The 13,327-nt window shown below is 66.3% G+C and carries 15 protein-coding genes; 9 read left to right on the top strand and 6 right to left on the bottom strand.

Annotated elements, in window-relative coordinates:
* Positions 1-61: 61 nt before the first annotated feature.
* Positions 62-1,702, bottom strand: a complete 1,641-nt coding sequence (locus ACQPXH_RS28515) for an acyl-CoA carboxylase subunit beta (RefSeq protein WP_433599543.1) — start codon at positions 1,700-1,702, stop codon at positions 62-64.
* 267 nt (positions 1,703-1,969) lie between these two features.
* Between ACQPXH_RS28515 and ACQPXH_RS28510 the strand changes: the two genes are divergently transcribed.
* Positions 1,970-2,149, top strand: coding sequence for a hypothetical protein (locus ACQPXH_RS28510; protein ID WP_433599542.1), 180 nt, complete (start codon positions 1,970-1,972; stop codon positions 2,147-2,149).
* A gap of 9 nt (positions 2,150-2,158) precedes the next feature.
* Complete coding sequence (locus tag ACQPXH_RS28505) at positions 2,159-2,959, top strand: biotin--[acetyl-CoA-carboxylase] ligase (RefSeq protein WP_433599541.1); 801 nt, start codon at positions 2,159-2,161, stop codon at positions 2,957-2,959.
* Between the two features lie 50 nt (positions 2,960-3,009).
* On the opposite strand, the gene ACQPXH_RS28500 is transcribed toward ACQPXH_RS28505, so the two are convergent.
* Positions 3,010-3,963 (bottom strand): acyl-ACP desaturase, encoded by a 954-nt coding sequence (locus tag ACQPXH_RS28500; RefSeq protein WP_433599540.1) that lies wholly within the window; start codon positions 3,961-3,963, stop codon positions 3,010-3,012.
* A 264-nt stretch (positions 3,964-4,227) separates the two neighbouring features.
* Between ACQPXH_RS28500 and ACQPXH_RS28495 the strand changes: the two genes are divergently transcribed.
* The 3 genes from ACQPXH_RS28495 to ACQPXH_RS28485 are packed head-to-tail and all read left to right on the top strand — an operon-like array spanning position 4,228 to position 6,746.
* Positions 4,228-4,740 carry a PH domain-containing protein gene (locus ACQPXH_RS28495; RefSeq protein WP_433599539.1) on the top strand — a complete coding sequence of 171 codons (513 nt, stop codon included), beginning with the start codon at positions 4,228-4,230 and terminating at the stop codon, positions 4,738-4,740.
* Positions 4,737-5,414: a response regulator transcription factor gene (locus ACQPXH_RS28490; protein WP_040686995.1), complete on the top strand. Its 678-nt coding sequence runs from the start codon at positions 4,737-4,739 to the stop codon at positions 5,412-5,414. The genes ACQPXH_RS28495 and ACQPXH_RS28490 overlap by 4 nt, the downstream gene beginning before the upstream one ends.
* An 18-nt stretch (positions 5,415-5,432) precedes the next feature.
* Positions 5,433-6,746 (top strand): sensor histidine kinase, encoded by a 1,314-nt coding sequence (locus tag ACQPXH_RS28485; protein ID WP_433599538.1) that lies wholly within the window; start codon positions 5,433-5,435, stop codon positions 6,744-6,746.
* Here the strand turns inward: ACQPXH_RS28485 and ACQPXH_RS28480 are convergent.
* A complete protein-coding gene (locus ACQPXH_RS28480; RefSeq protein WP_433599537.1) occupies positions 6,743-7,285 on the bottom strand; it encodes a GtrA family protein in 543 nt (180 codons plus the stop codon). The two genes, ACQPXH_RS28485 and ACQPXH_RS28480, sit on opposite strands and share 4 nt — an antisense overlap.
* 177 nt (positions 7,286-7,462) lie before the next feature.
* Between ACQPXH_RS28480 and ACQPXH_RS28475 the strand changes: the two genes are divergently transcribed.
* Positions 7,463-8,638: a 5-(carboxyamino)imidazole ribonucleotide synthase gene (locus ACQPXH_RS28475; RefSeq protein ID WP_433603608.1), complete on the top strand. Its 1,176-nt coding sequence runs from the start codon at positions 7,463-7,465 to the stop codon at positions 8,636-8,638.
* Positions 8,622-9,137 (top strand): 5-(carboxyamino)imidazole ribonucleotide mutase, encoded by a 516-nt coding sequence (purE, locus tag ACQPXH_RS28470; RefSeq protein WP_433603607.1) that lies wholly within the window; start codon positions 8,622-8,624, stop codon positions 9,135-9,137. Before ACQPXH_RS28475 ends, purE begins: the two co-directional genes overlap by 17 nt.
* A 34-nt stretch (positions 9,138-9,171) precedes the next feature.
* Here purE and ACQPXH_RS28465 read toward each other — a convergent pair whose 3' ends face one another.
* On the bottom strand, positions 9,172-9,450 hold the full coding sequence (locus ACQPXH_RS28465; protein WP_433599536.1) for a helix-turn-helix domain-containing protein: 279 nt from the start codon (positions 9,448-9,450) through the stop codon (positions 9,172-9,174).
* A 38-nt stretch (positions 9,451-9,488) separates the two neighbouring features.
* On the opposite strand from ACQPXH_RS28465, the gene ACQPXH_RS28460 reads away from it, so the two are divergent.
* Together ACQPXH_RS28460 and ACQPXH_RS28455 are read left to right on the top strand one after the other, a co-directional pair.
* A complete protein-coding gene (locus tag ACQPXH_RS28460; RefSeq protein ID WP_433599535.1) occupies positions 9,489-10,169 on the top strand; it encodes a TetR family transcriptional regulator in 681 nt (226 codons plus the stop codon).
* A 159-nt stretch (positions 10,170-10,328) separates the two neighbouring features.
* Positions 10,329-11,489: an acyl-CoA dehydrogenase gene (locus ACQPXH_RS28455; protein ID WP_433599534.1), complete on the top strand. Its 1,161-nt coding sequence runs from the start codon at positions 10,329-10,331 to the stop codon at positions 11,487-11,489.
* 97 nt (positions 11,490-11,586) lie between these two features.
* On the opposite strand, the gene ACQPXH_RS28450 is transcribed toward ACQPXH_RS28455, so the two are convergent.
* Positions 11,587-11,913, bottom strand: a complete 327-nt coding sequence (locus ACQPXH_RS28450) for a GNAT family N-acetyltransferase (RefSeq protein WP_433599533.1) — start codon at positions 11,911-11,913, stop codon at positions 11,587-11,589.
* Positions 11,914-11,951: 38 nt separating this feature from the next.
* Positions 11,952-13,310, bottom strand: coding sequence for an FAD-binding oxidoreductase (locus ACQPXH_RS28445; protein WP_433599532.1), 1,359 nt, complete (start codon positions 13,308-13,310; stop codon positions 11,952-11,954).
* Positions 13,311-13,327: the final 17 nt, after the last annotated feature.

Genomic DNA, 13,327 nt, shown 5'->3' with positions numbered 1-13,327 from the left:
TCGAATCGACTCATTGCGTCTCTGCAACCAGTGTGCGCGGCCCATCGAGGGTATCGCTTGATCACAGCGGAATGTTGCCGTGCTTCTTCGGCGGCAGGGTGACCATCTTGCGCTCGAGTAAACGCAGCGCCGAGACGATCTGGCCGCGGGTGTGCGAGGGCGGGATGACCGCGTCGACGTACCCGCGCTCGGCGGCGACGTAGGGGTTCACGAGGGTGTCCTCGTACTCGTTCTGCAGCTCCAGGCGCAGCGCATCGACATCGTTTCCGCTCTTCGCGGCCTCTTGCAGCTGTTTGCGGTAGACGAAGCCGACGGCGCCCGAGGCGCCCATCACCGCGATCTGAGCACTCGGCCACGCGAGGTTCACATCGGCGCCCATGTGCTTGGAACCCATGACGTCGTAGGCGCCACCGTAAGCCTTACGGGTGATGATCGTGATTTTGCCCACAGTAGCCTCGCCGTAGGCGTAGAGCAGCTTCGCGCCGCGCCGGATGATGCCGTTGTACTCCTGGCCGGTGCCCGGCAGGAAGCCGGGAACATCGACCAGGGTGATGATCGGGATATTGAAGGCGTCGCAGGTGCGCACGAAGCGCGCGGCCTTCTCCGAGGCGTCGATATCGAGGCAGCCCGCGAACTGGGTCGGCTGGTTGGCGACGATGCCGACGCTGCGGCCGTCGACCCGGCCGAAGCCGACGATGATGTTCATCGCGCGCTCGGCCTGCACCTCGAGGAATTCGTCGTCGTCGAGCAGCCGGCGGATGACCTCGTGCATGTCATAGGGCTGGTTCGGCGAATCCGGGATGATCGTGTCCAGCTCGAGGTCCTCGTCGGTGAGCGAATCCTCGATGGCGCCGGTGATCGGGTCGGTGGCCGGGAAGCGCGGGGCCTCGGCGCGGTTGTTGCTCGGCAGATAGCTCAGCAGATCCTTGACGTAGTCCAGGGCGTCCTGCTCGCCGGAGGCGACGTAGTGCGCGACACCGGATTTCGTCATGTGGGTGTGCGCGCCGCCGAGATCCTCCATGGTGACGTCCTCGCCGGTGACCGTCTTGATGACATCCGGTCCGGTGACGAACATCTGGCTGGTGCCGTCGACCATCACGACGAAGTCGGTCAGCGCGGGCGAATAGACGTGCCCACCGGCGGCCGGGCCCATGATCAGCGAGATCTGCGGGACCACACCCGAGGCCTGGATATTGCGGTGGAAGATCTCGCCGTAGAGGCCCAGCGAGACGACGCCCTCCTGGATGCGCGCGCCCGCGCCCTCGTTGATGCCGATGAGCGGGCGGCCGGTCTTGAGCGCCAGATCCATCACCTTGACGATCTTCTCGCCGTAGACCTCGCCGAGGCTGCCGCCGAAGACGGTGACGTCCTGGCTGAAGATGCAGACGTCGCGGCCGTCGATGGTGCCGTAGCCGGTCACCACGCCGTCGCCGAGTGGCCGGTTGTGCTCCAGGCCGAAGTTCACGCTGCGGTGGCGGGCCAGCGCGTCCAGTTCCACGAAGGAGCCCTCGTCCAGCAGTGCGATGATGCGCTCGCGGGCGGTCATCTTGCCCTTGGCGTGCACCTTGTCGACCGCGGCTTCACCCATGGGGTGCTTGGCCTCTTCGAGCCGATTCCGCAGATCAGCCAGCTTCCCAGCGGTGGTGTGGATATCGGGGGCGCCCGCCGATTCCGATGCGGGCTGGTGCTGGACACTCGTCATGGCTCCGGAGTGTAACCAGTGCCAGTACCTCTCGGTAACCGAGTGTCGCTTACCGGTCAGTAGAAAACCGCAGCTAGATCATGTTCCAACATGTGAATGGCGGCAAACTTCCTGGTCGATTGCCGACCCGAACGCGGTGCTAGAGGCCGGAAAATCGGTGGAGCGGCCCGGCGGTGCCCGGATACCCTGAGGGCGTTCGCATTTCAGCTCGAGATATGGGGGCAGTGCGGGGCATGGGAGGAAGCACACCTGGCTGAGGAGCAAATCATGTGGGGATGGAGCAGCAGAGTCGCCGAGCACGCCGCGGCGACCTCGTGGACCAGCTGGCAGACCGTGGAGACCGAGCCGACCGTAGTGGATCGGCAGGAGTGGGCCGAGGTCGAAGCCGGATCCGATGACGGCATGTCCGTGGCGGTGCCGATTCGCGAGTACGACCTCGTCGGATAGCCTGCCGGTGTGCACAGGCCACCGTTGGATGCAGAGCAGTTGCGGCGCAGTCTCATCGAGTCGCCCGAGCTGTCGTTCTTCTCCCACATCGCCGTGGTGGAGTCGACCGGGTCCACCAATGCGGACCTGATCGCTCGGGCCGGAGAACTCGACGCCGATCGCGCGGTACTGCTCGCCGAAACCCAAGAGCAGGGCCGGGGTCGGCACGCTCGGAGCTGGGTCAGCCCGCCGCGCGCACAGATAGCGATGTCGGTGTTGGTGCGGCTGCCCGGCATCGAGCCTGCCGCGCTCGGCTGGCTGCCGCTGCTCACCGGTGTCGCCGTGGTGGACGCACTGCGCGCGACCGCCGGTGTGGACGCGAATCTGAAGTGGCCCAACGATGTGCTGATCGATGGTCGCAAAGTCGCGGGCATCCTGGCCGAAGTCGCCTCCGGTGGTGGGGCGCCCGCCGTTGTCGTCGGGATCGGCCTGAATGTCGGTCTCACCGAGGCGGAACTGCCGGTGCCGCATGCCACTTCGCTCACGCTGGCGGGGGCGAAGGTCACCGACCGCACCGAGCTCGTGCGGTCACTGCTGACCGAATTCGCCCGTCGCTTCACCGCGTGGCGGGACGCCGGTTGGGCCACCACCGACCTGATCGGCGTATACCGCGACCGCTGCGCCACCCTCGGCGCACCCGTGCGTGCCGAACTGCCCGGCGGCCAGACCCTCGAGGGCATTGCCACCGATGTCGACAGCGCGGGTCGCCTGCGCATCGGCGAGCACGTCGTTTCCGCCGCCGATGTAACCCACCTGCGCGCCGACTACTGACCTGGAATCCCTTGCGGGGCACTCGACAAGGGACTTCCGGCGTCAGGGGATCAGACCGGTTGCATGATGCCGCGCGCCGCCTCGCGGGCGAGCAGGCGGTCGCGCTGTTCCTCGAACTTCAGTACGTCCTGCTCCAGCTTCTCCAGGAACTCGCCGAGTTCCTGGCGCGCCCGTTCGCCCCGCGGTCCGAAGTCGTTGCGGTCGAAGACATTCCACTTCTTCAGCACCGGCTGCAGCACCTCTTCGAGGTGCTGGCGCAGATCGTAGATGCCGTGCTTGGCCATCAGCGCGCCGTTGCGGCGGAAGTCGGGCATGCCGTAGCCGGGCATGACGAAGTTGGTGAGGATCTTGGTGATCGCCGCCATGGCCTGGTCGGGCGCCAGATCCAGGCCCGCGGCGCAGAGGTTGCGGTAGAAGATCATGTGCAGGTTCTCGTCGGCGGCGACGCGCTGCAGCATGCGATCGGCGATGGGGTCGTCGCAGACCCGGCCGGTATTGCGGTGGCTGACCCGGGTGGCCAGTTCCTGGAAGGTCACATATGCGACATTCACCAGGAATCCGCTCCAGGCGTCGGGCGAATGCACGCCGCGGGTCATGTGGATCATGCGGGCCTGCTCGAGCGCGACCGGGTCGACGCCGCGGGTGACGACCAGGTAATCGCGCATGACGATGCCGTGCCGGTTCTCCTCGGCGGTCCAGCGCCCGACCCAGGTGCCCCACGCGCCGTGGGAGGAGAAGTTCTCCGAGATCTCGCGGTGGTAGGAGGGCAGATTGTCCTCGGTGAGCAGGTTGGTGATCATCGCGGCCTTGGCGACCTCGTTCAGCTTGGACTGTTCCGGCTCCCAGTCCTGGCCGCCCATCGCGGCGAAGTTGCGACCTTCGTCCCAGGGGACGTAGTCGTGTGGGTGCCAGTCCTTGGTCATCGACAGGTGGCGGTTCAGATTCGCTTCGGCCACCGGTTCGAGTTCGGTCAGGATTTCCAGCTGGGTCAGATCTTTGGTCATACACGCCTCCACGATCGTTTTCGACGTCTTGTCAAGCCGGACTTGTCTTTTCACAGGCAGAGCGTTGAGCAGAACAAAACGAGAGCTACGGCAGAGCCGGGTCGAGCGGCTGCCGTCGGATCGAGGCTATGGAGCGATCCTGTGCGGAATCTCGAGGTTGCTCGAGAGCCTCTCGAGGTGGTGACGGCGCAAGGTGCCGATTGTGCAGCACGGCGCGCGTCGCTGTCCACGCTTTCCGGCGTGTTCTCGCGGTAGGGTTCCGGCATGGGTTATCCGGAGGAGGTGCTCGCCCCGGACGAGCAGTTGATACTCCATCGTCATCCGCATTGGAAAATGCTGTTCTGGCCGATCGTGACGCTCATCATCGCGACCGCGCTGGCCGGATTCGCCGGGGGACTGATCTGGCGCAGGACCGAAGGCACGACCCGCTCGGTATTGCTGATCGTGTTGCTGGTCGTCTGGCTCGGCATCATCGTATGGCGTTGTGTCGCAAGGATTATCAGCTGGCAGTCGACGCACTTCATCGTGACCGATCGCCGGGTGCTCATCCGGCAGGGCGTGCTCACCCACACCGGCATCGATATCCCGATGAGCCGGATTTCGAGTGTGCAGTTCCGGCACGGGCTGTTCGACCGGATGCTCGGCACCGGCACCCTGATCATCGGATCGTCCTCGGAGGAACCGCTCGAATACGACGACATCCCGCAGGTGCAGAAGGTGCACGCACTGCTGTACCGGCAGGTGTTCGAGGGATCCCGGGATAATCTGGGCCAATGACCGCCGTACTGCTGGCCGAAGACGATGAGGCCATCGCCGCACCGCTGTCGCGTGCGCTCGGGCGCGAGGGCTATTCGGTCACCGTGGAACGCTTCGGGCCCGCGGTACTCGAACGCGCACTGGAGGGCGATCACGACCTGCTCATCCTCGATCTGGGCCTGCCGGGTATGGACGGGCTCGAGGTGTGCCGCCAGGTGCGCGCCCGCGGTGCCGATCTGGCCGTGCTGATGCTCACCGCGCGCACCGATGAGGTGGACTTCGTCGTCGGGTTGGACGCGGGCGCGGATGACTATGTCGGCAAACCGTTCCGGTTGGCCGAATTGCTCGCCCGGGTGCGAGCTTTGTTGCGGCGCAGCGGAATCGGTGACGAGGCGGTCGAGGTCGGCGGTATCCGGCTGGAGCCTGCGGCGCGCCGGGTGCTGGTGAACGGCGTCGAAGTCGGCTTGGCCAACAAGGAATACGAGCTGCTCAAGGTGTTGATCGATCGGGCGGGCCAGGTGGTGCCGCGTGAGACGATCCTGCGCGAGGTGTGGGGCGACGCCGAGCTGCGCGGTTCGAAAACCTTGGATATGCACATGTCCTGGCTGCGTCGCAAGATCGGTGACGAGGGCCCGATGGCCGAGCGACGCATCGTCACCGTGCGCGGTGTCGGGTTCCGGTTGAACACCGATTGATGGTGCGGCGCAACTGATATGAGACGCAGAATTCTGCGATCGATACTCACCGTGCTGACCATCACCACGGTGGTGCTCGGCGTCCCGCTGATCTACACCGCGTGGCTCTGGGTCGAGGACATCACCCGCAACGATCTGGAAAACCGGCTCGAGCGGGTCGCCTCCGAGATCATCGCCCAGGAACACGGCGACGGCGCGGTGCTCGGCGAACTCGACACCCGTCTGGTGCGGCCGCTGATCCCCAAGGACGGCAAGCTGACCATCATCTATCCGGCGCCGCAGGACAATGCGTCGCGGGTCGATATCGGCGCGGAGCAGGTTCACGATCCGGTGGTGGAATCGCTGGCGATGGGCACCAAGGGTTCATTGCGCCTGGAGGTGCCGTCGGGGCCGATGCATACGCGGCAGATCCAGGCCGTCGCGGTGGTCGCCTTCGCGGTGCTCGCCTCACTGGGCGCGGCGGTGTCGGTGGCCATGATCACCGCGCGCCGGGTCGCCGATCCGCTGCGCGACGTGGCGGCCCGCGCCGCTCGGCTGGCCATGGGCGACTTCCGGCCGGATCCGCGGCGGCACGGGATTTCCGAACTGGACCGGGTTTCCGATGTGCTCGATTCGGCGACCGTCGAGATCGCCGGGCGACTGCAGCGCGAGCACGCGCTGGTCGCGGACGTTTCGCATCAGCTGCGCAGTCGCCTGACCGCGGTGCGATTGCGGCTGGACGAGTTGTCCGCGCATTCCGATCCGGCCGTAGTGCACGAGGCCGAGGAGGCAATGGCGCAGGTCGACCGGCTGACCGATGCGATCGACGATCTGGTGCGGGCCTCGCGCGACGAGGATGCCGCCGATCGCGATCCGGTGCCGGTGATGGACGAACTGCGCGGCGTTGTCGAGGAATGGTCGCATCCGTTCACCGAGGCGGGCCGGATCCTGCGGCTGATCGGTGACGAATCGCTGCGCGCCCCGATCACCGGTTCCCGGCTGCGCGAAGCACTCGCCGTGCTGGTCGACAATGCGCTGATGCACGGCGGCGGCACCTGCACGGTATCGGTGCGCACCGTGCGCACCGTCAGCGAACGCGAGCCCGTGGTGGTGGTCGAGGTCGCCGACGAGGGCGACGGCGTCCGTGACGAACTCGCGCCGCACATATTCGATCGTGGTTTCTCCGCAGGCGGCTCGACCGGTGTCGGACTCGCTCTTGCGAGGGCACTCATCGAGGCCGACGGTGGGCGCTTGGAATTGCAGCGCCGCCGCCCTGCGCTGTTCGCGATGTTCCTCGGATCGAGCGCGTCACAACGCACACCCAACGGCGCGCAGGCGCCCGAGCCGCGCTAGCTGTGGCCGAGCTGCTCTTCTTCGAGCAGCTCTTCGATTTCCTCGACGAGCTCACTGATTTCGTCCGGGAACACCCAGCGCCGCATCGACCAGAAGCGGAACGCCATCTGCAGCAAGTTGCCGATGATGAAGGCGCTGATGAAGTCCGCGATGTTCTCGACAGTGAAGCTCACATCGGGCTGGCGTAGGTCGAAGACGTAGCTGGAGATCCACAGCGGGATGAAGCTCAATACGACACCGACGCCGCTGACGCCGAAGAACAGCAGCGCCTCGTGGTGCTTCTCGCGCCCGCCGCGGTTCTTGAACGACCACTCGCGGTTGAGGATGTAGGAGCAGATGACCGCGATCACACCGGAGATGATCTTCGCGGTGACCGGCTTGGTCTCCAGCACGGTCCACTTGAGCACATAGAAGATGCCCGAGTCGATGATGAACGTGGTCGCGCCGACGATGGCGAATTTGATCAGTTCGTGGTGGCGGTAAGCGATCTCCCGCAAGGGCTTGGGGAGGACGTTGACCACGTCGTCGACGAAAGGCACAAGGCCCGAGTGTACCGGTAGGGATCGTGGTGCCCGGACGTGACAAGATTGGACGACGTGAGGGAGCGAAGCGAGCGAACCGTCAACACAGCGTCCATGGGGGGGACGCCGGAACCGAGCGTCAGCGAGGTGGAGGGTGCAGGCGTGACCCCCAGCCGTTCGTTCGATCCTGCCGCCATGCCCACCGTCACCATGATCGGTGGTGGCCAGCTCGCGCGCATGACGCACCAGGCCGCTATCGCGCTCGGTCAGCGGCTGCGGGTGCTGGCGGAGAATCCGGATGACCCGGCCGCACAGGTGAGCCCCGAGGTCGTACTCGGCAGCCACACCGATCTGAGCGCGCTGCGCAAGGCCGCTGTCGGCTCGCACGCCCTCACCTTCGATCACGAGCATGTGCCGACCGAACATCTGGAGGCGTTGGTCGCCGAGGGCGTGAATGTGCAGCCGCCGCCGCACGCGCTGGTCTTCGCGCAGGACAAGCTGGCCATGCGGACGAAGCTGTCCGAGCTCGGGTTGCCTGTGCCGGCCTTCGTGCAAGTTACTTCGGCGGCCGATGCGGTGCGTTTCGGTGACGAGCACGACTGGCGGATCGTGCTGAAGGCAGTCCGCGGCGGCTACGACGGGCGCGGCGTCTGGATGCCGGAGTCGGCGGCCGCGGCCGCGGCGATCGTTTCCGATCAGCTCGCACACGGTGTGCAGCTGCTCGCCGAGGCCAAGGTGGATCTGAAGCGCGAACTGTCGGCGATGGTGGCGCGTTCGCCGTTCGGTCAGGCCGCGACCTGGCCGGTGGTGGAGACGGTGCAGCGCAACGGCCAGTGCGCCGTGGTGATCGCGCCCGCACCGGACCTGAGTGACGAATTGGCCGCGCAGGCCGAGGCGCTCGCGCTGAACCTGGCCGAGGAACTCGGTGTGGTCGGTGCGATGGCCGTCGAACTCTTCGAAACCAACGACGGCGCCATCCTGATCAACGAACTGGCCATGCGCCCGCACAACTCCGGACACTGGGGCATGGACGGCGCGTGCACCGGCCAATTCGAACAGCATCTGCGCGCGGTGCTGGACTATCCGCTCGGCGACACAAGTCCGCTGGCGCCGGTCACGGTGATGGCGAATATTCTCGGCGCGGCCGAGGCACCGACCATGTCGATGGACGAGCGGCTGCACCACCTCTTCGCCAGACTGCCGGAGGCGAAGGTGCACCTCTATGGCAAGGGCGAACGCCCGGATCGCAAGATCGGGCATATCAACGTGCTCGGCGACGATGTCGCCGCGGTGCGCGAGCAGGCCGAGCGTGCGGCGTACTGGATGTCGCACGCGATTTGGACCGACGGATGGGATCCCCACGGTGAGTAATGCGCAAGTTGGCCTGATCATGGGCAGCGACTCCGACTGGCCGACCATGGAGGCCGCCGCAATCGCCTTGGCGGAGTTCGATATTCGCTTCGAGGTCGGCGTCGTCTCGGCGCATCGCACGCCCCAGCGCATGCTCGACTACGCCCGCGAGGCGGCGGGCCGCGGCCTGAGGGTCATCATCGCGGGCGCGGGCGGCGCCGCCCACCTGCCCGGTATGGTCGCGTCCGCCACCCCGCTCCCGGTGATCGGCGTCCCCGTCCCGCTCAAATATCTCGACGGCATGGACTCCCTGCTGTCCATCGTCCAGATGCCTGCGGGCGTCCCGGTGGCCACCGTCTCCATCGGCGGCGCCCGCAACGCCGGCCTGCTCGCCGCCCGCATCCTCGCCACCGCCGACTCCGCCCTGCGCACTCGGATGGAGCAGTTCCAGGCCGGCCTGGAAGCCATGGTCCTGGAGAAGGACGATGCGCTGCGGGGCAAACTCCTCGGCCACAGCTGATTTGCTGGTCAGCCGAGCCGCCCAGATGTCATGGTCAGACGCCGAGTTCGTCAGCGGCGGCGCGGCTCGTGGCCGCACTGCGCCGCTGATACTCCTTCAGGTCGTCGAACCGGATTCTGCGGTGCGTCCCAACCAGTCGAAATGGGATTTCGCCTGTCTCCAGGAGGCCGACGACGTACGGCCGCGACACATTCAGCATGGCCGCCGCTTGTTGCGTGGTCAGTTCGGCATGCGACGGGACTATCGAGACCCCGCGACCGCCAGCGGCTCGGGCGAGGATGAATGCCAGCAGGCTGACAGCTTTTTCGGCCATGCGGATCGCGCATGAGCCGGGGTCAGTACGGTGATGCGGTGGCGATTGAGGAAACCGTTCGGGGGCGTAACGGGGATGATGCGGCCAGGTTTCGGCTGACCGTGGTGGATCAGGCATTGCGGCTGTTCGCCGAGCAGGGATATGAGGCGACGACCGTGGATGAGATCGCGGAGGCGGCGGGGATTTCGCGGCGGACGTTCTTTCGGCAGTTCAGGTCGAAGGAGGATGTGATCTTCGCAGATCACGAGTCGCAGTTGGCCCGGGCGGCGGAGTTCTTGGCGGCGGCGCAGGGGGATCCGTGGGAGGCGGTCTGTGCCGCGGTGGTGCAGGTGTTCGAGCGGTTCACCCAGTGGCGCGAGATTGCCGAGCGTCGGTATCGGGTGGTGCGCAAGGTGCCCGCGCTGCGCGAGCGCGAGATCGTGACCGTGTTCCGGTACGAGCGGTTGTTCACCGACTATCTGCGTGAGCGGCTACCGGAGGTGCCGGATCTGGCACGGGTGCAGTTCACGGCGGTGGTGACGGCCACGCACAATTACCTGCTGCGCCGGATGGTGCGCGGCGAATCGGATGCGGGTGCGACGGATCTGCGCGAGGAGTTGGCGGCGATTCCGCGTGGGCGCGGATCGGGGGCGGCGGAAATGGTGGTCGCGGTGTTCCCGAGGGATATGCCGCCGCGACAGGTCGCGGATCTGGTGGCGCGGCAGCTCGGTAGTCTGTGACCGGAGTCATGATATGCCCTATCTGACACTCAGTGCCACGATGTAACCGCACTTGACGCTGCTCTCTGGGCGTATACTCGATCAAGGTATGGCACTGAGTGCCGACCGTTGGAACTCCGATCCAGCAAATCACGACCGACAAACCCAGGAGTGTGTCCCATGGCGGGGAACCCCGATTTCAACCTTTTCCAGCTCGAGGACTTCCACGACGAACTGCGTGCGGCCATCCGCGGACTGGCGGAGAAGGAAATCGCTCCGTACGCCAAGGATGTCGACGGCAACGCCCGCTTCCCGGAGGAGGCACTCACCGCGCTGAGCGCCGCGGGCTTCAACGCGGTGCACGTGCCCGAGGCCTACGGCGGACAGGGCGCGGATTCGGTCGCCACCTGCATCGTGATCGAAGAGGTCGCCCGTGTCTGTGGTTCGTCCTCGCTGATCCCCGCGGTCAACAAGCTCGGCACCATGGGCCTGATCCTCAATGGCTCCGAGGAGCTCAAGCAGAAGGTGCTGCCGGATATCGTCGACGGCGAGATGGCCTCCTACGCGCTGTCCGAGCGTGAGGCCGGCTCCGACGCCGCAGGCATGCGCACCCGCGCCGAGCAGGACGGCGACGACTGGATCATCAACGGCTCCAAGTGCTGGATCACCAACGGCGGCAAGTCTTCCTGGTACACCGTCATGGCGGTGACCGATGCGGAGAAGGGCGCCAACGGCATCTCCGCATTCCTGGTGCACAAGGATGACGAGGGGTTCGTGGTCGGCCCGCTCGAGCACAAGCTCGGCATCAAGGGATCGCCCACCGCCGAACTGTATTTCGAGAACTGCCGGGTGCCGGGTGACCGCATCGTCGGCGCGCCGGGCACCGGCTTCAAGACCGCGCTGCAGACCCTCGATCACACCCGCCCGACCATCGGCGCGCAGGCCGTCGGTATCGCGCAGGGCGCACTGGACGCCGCGATCGCCTACACCAAGGACCGCAAGCAGTTCGGCACCGCGATCGCCGACTTCCAGAACACCCAGTTCATGCTCGCCGATATGGCGATGAAGATCGAGGCCGCCCGCCTCATGGTCTACACCTCCGCGGCCCGCGCCGAGCGCGGCGAGAAGAACCTCGGCTTCATCTCCGCCGCCGCCAAGTGCTTCGCCTCCGATGTGGCCATGGAGGTCACCACCAACGCCGTGCAGCTCTTCGGCGGCGCTGGCTACACCACCGACTTCCCGGTGGAGCGAATGATGCGTGACGCCAAGATCACTCAGATCTACGAGGGCACCAACCAGATTCAGCGCGTCGTCATGTCGCGCGCCCTGCTGCGGGGCTGATAACGCATTCCGGCCGGGTGTTCATGCCGCTGTACCGAGCGGTGGGAACACCCGGTCTTTTCGGCGCAGTGATGCACGCCGAATCGCGCTACCCGAGTCAGGCGACCAGATCGGCGTATTCGCGGTGCTCGGCGATGTACTGCTCGACGTACCAGCAGGTCGGGATGATGGCGAAGCCCTGTGCGCGCGAATCCTGCAGCGCGTATTCGACCACCTGGGCGGCCACGCCACGGCCACGGAACTCCGGGAAGGTCATGGTGTGGTGGAAGTCGCGGACCTTAGGGGGATGGTCGTCGGCGGAGCCGGCGGGACGGGTGAGATCAGCGTCATCGCGTTCGGCGTAGTCGGCGTACCCGGCGAGGGTGTCGTCGAGATAGATCTCGAATCGGGTATCGGCGACATTGTGCTCGAGCCTGGTGGTCATGATCGGGTCAAACTCCTCAGCGGCCGGGAATGTTCCGTCTACAGAATCGCGCCTGGGTTGAGAATGCCATGCGGGTCGAGCGCATCCTTGATCCGGCGAGTGAGCGTCATCACATCGGGTCCGAGTTGATCGGGCAGCCAGGCCTTCTTCAACCGGCCGACGCCGTGTTCGCCGGTAATGGTGCCGCCGAGCTCGATGGCCAGATCCATGATCTCACCGAAGGCGCGGTGCGCGCGTTCGGTCATCTCCGCATCGGTCGGATCGTGCACGATCAGCGGGTGGGTATTGCCGTCCCCGGCGTGCGCGATCACCGAAACCAGCACGTCATTGCGTGCGCCGATGGCCGCGATACCGTTGACCAGATCGGCGAGACGCGGCAGCGGAACACCGACATCCTCGAGCAGCAGCGGCCCGATCTTCTCCACCGCCGGAATGGCGAAACGTCGTGCGGCAGTAAAGGCTTCGCCTTCCTCCGGGTCTTCGGTGTGGAAAACCTCGGTGGCACCGGCCTTTTCGCAGATGCCGACCATGATTTCGGCTTCGTGCCCGGCGAATTCGCCCGGTGCGTCGGAGCGGGCGACCAGCAGTGCGGCGGCCTCGCGATCCAGACCCATCCGCATCTCGTCCTCGACCGCATTGATCGCGACGGCATCCATGAACTCGAGCATGGCGGGCCGCAGCGTGCCGGTGATGCCGAGAATGGCATCGGTGGCGGCGGTCAGCGTCGCGAAGGTCGCGACCACGGTGGCCTGCGGCGGTTGGGCGGGCAGCAGTCGCAGGGTGAGTTCGGTGATCACCCCGAGCGTGCCCTCGCTGCCGACGAACATCTTGGTCAGCGACAGGCCCGCCGAATCCTTGAGTCGTGGCCCGCCGAGCCGCACCACCGTGCCATCGGCGAGCACCACCTCCATGCCGAGCACGTAATCGGTGGTCACGCCGTATTTCACACAGCACAGGCCGCCCGCGTTGGTGGCCGCATTGCCGCCGATCGAGCAAATTTCGAAGGAGGAGGGGTCCGGCGGATACCACAGGCCGCGCTCGGCGACCGCGCGTTTGACCTCGGCATTGAGCAGGCCGGGCTGGACCACCGCGGTGCGGGTGACCGGGTCGACGGTGATCGCGCGCATACGTTCGGTGCTGAGCACGATGCCGCCGTCGACGGCCGTCGCACCGCCGGACAATCCGGACCCGGCCCCGCGCGGCACCACCGCGACCCGGTGTTCGTGCGCCCACCGCAACGTCGCCGCGACGTCATCGGTACCGGTCGCGCGGACCACGGCCAGCGGTGTGCCGGCGCTCGGATCGCGCGCCCAGTCCTGCCGATAGCCGGCGAGCAGATCGGGATCGGTGAGTACCGCGCCGTCGGGCAGGCGGGAGATCAGGTCATCCAGGTCCACACGACTCACGCTATACG

The organism is Nocardia sp. CA-135953 (assembly GCF_050955735.1).
Classification (GTDB): Bacteria; Actinomycetota; Actinomycetes; order Mycobacteriales; family Mycobacteriaceae; genus Nocardia.
This window is presented reverse-complemented; position numbering and strand designations above follow the sequence as displayed.

Bases quoted from the DNA above. Each gene is read 5' to 3' on its own strand.
- ACQPXH_RS28515 (WP_433599543.1), bottom strand. From the start codon at position 1,702: ATGACGAGTGTCCAGCACCAGCCCGCATCGGAATCGGCGGGCGCCCCC.
- ACQPXH_RS28510 (WP_433599542.1), top strand. From the start codon at position 1,970: ATGTGGGGATGGAGCAGCAGAGTCGCCGAGCACGCCGCGGCGACCTCG.
- ACQPXH_RS28500 (WP_433599540.1), bottom strand. From the start codon at position 3,963: ATGACCAAAGATCTGACCCAGCTGGAAATCCTGACCGAACTCGAACCG.
- ACQPXH_RS28495 (WP_433599539.1), top strand. From the start codon at position 4,228: ATGGGTTATCCGGAGGAGGTGCTCGCCCCGGACGAGCAGTTGATACTC.
- ACQPXH_RS28490 (WP_040686995.1), top strand. From the start codon at position 4,737: ATGACCGCCGTACTGCTGGCCGAAGACGATGAGGCCATCGCCGCACCG.
- ACQPXH_RS28485 (WP_433599538.1), top strand. From the start codon at position 5,433: ATGAGACGCAGAATTCTGCGATCGATACTCACCGTGCTGACCATCACC.
- ACQPXH_RS28475 (WP_433603608.1), top strand. From the start codon at position 7,463: ATGCCCACCGTCACCATGATCGGTGGTGGCCAGCTCGCGCGCATGACG.
- ACQPXH_RS28465 (WP_433599536.1), bottom strand. From the start codon at position 9,450: ATGGCCGAAAAAGCTGTCAGCCTGCTGGCATTCATCCTCGCCCGAGCC.
- ACQPXH_RS28455 (WP_433599534.1), top strand. From the start codon at position 10,329: ATGGCGGGGAACCCCGATTTCAACCTTTTCCAGCTCGAGGACTTCCAC.
- ACQPXH_RS28450 (WP_433599533.1), bottom strand. From the start codon at position 11,913: ATGACCACCAGGCTCGAGCACAATGTCGCCGATACCCGATTCGAGATC.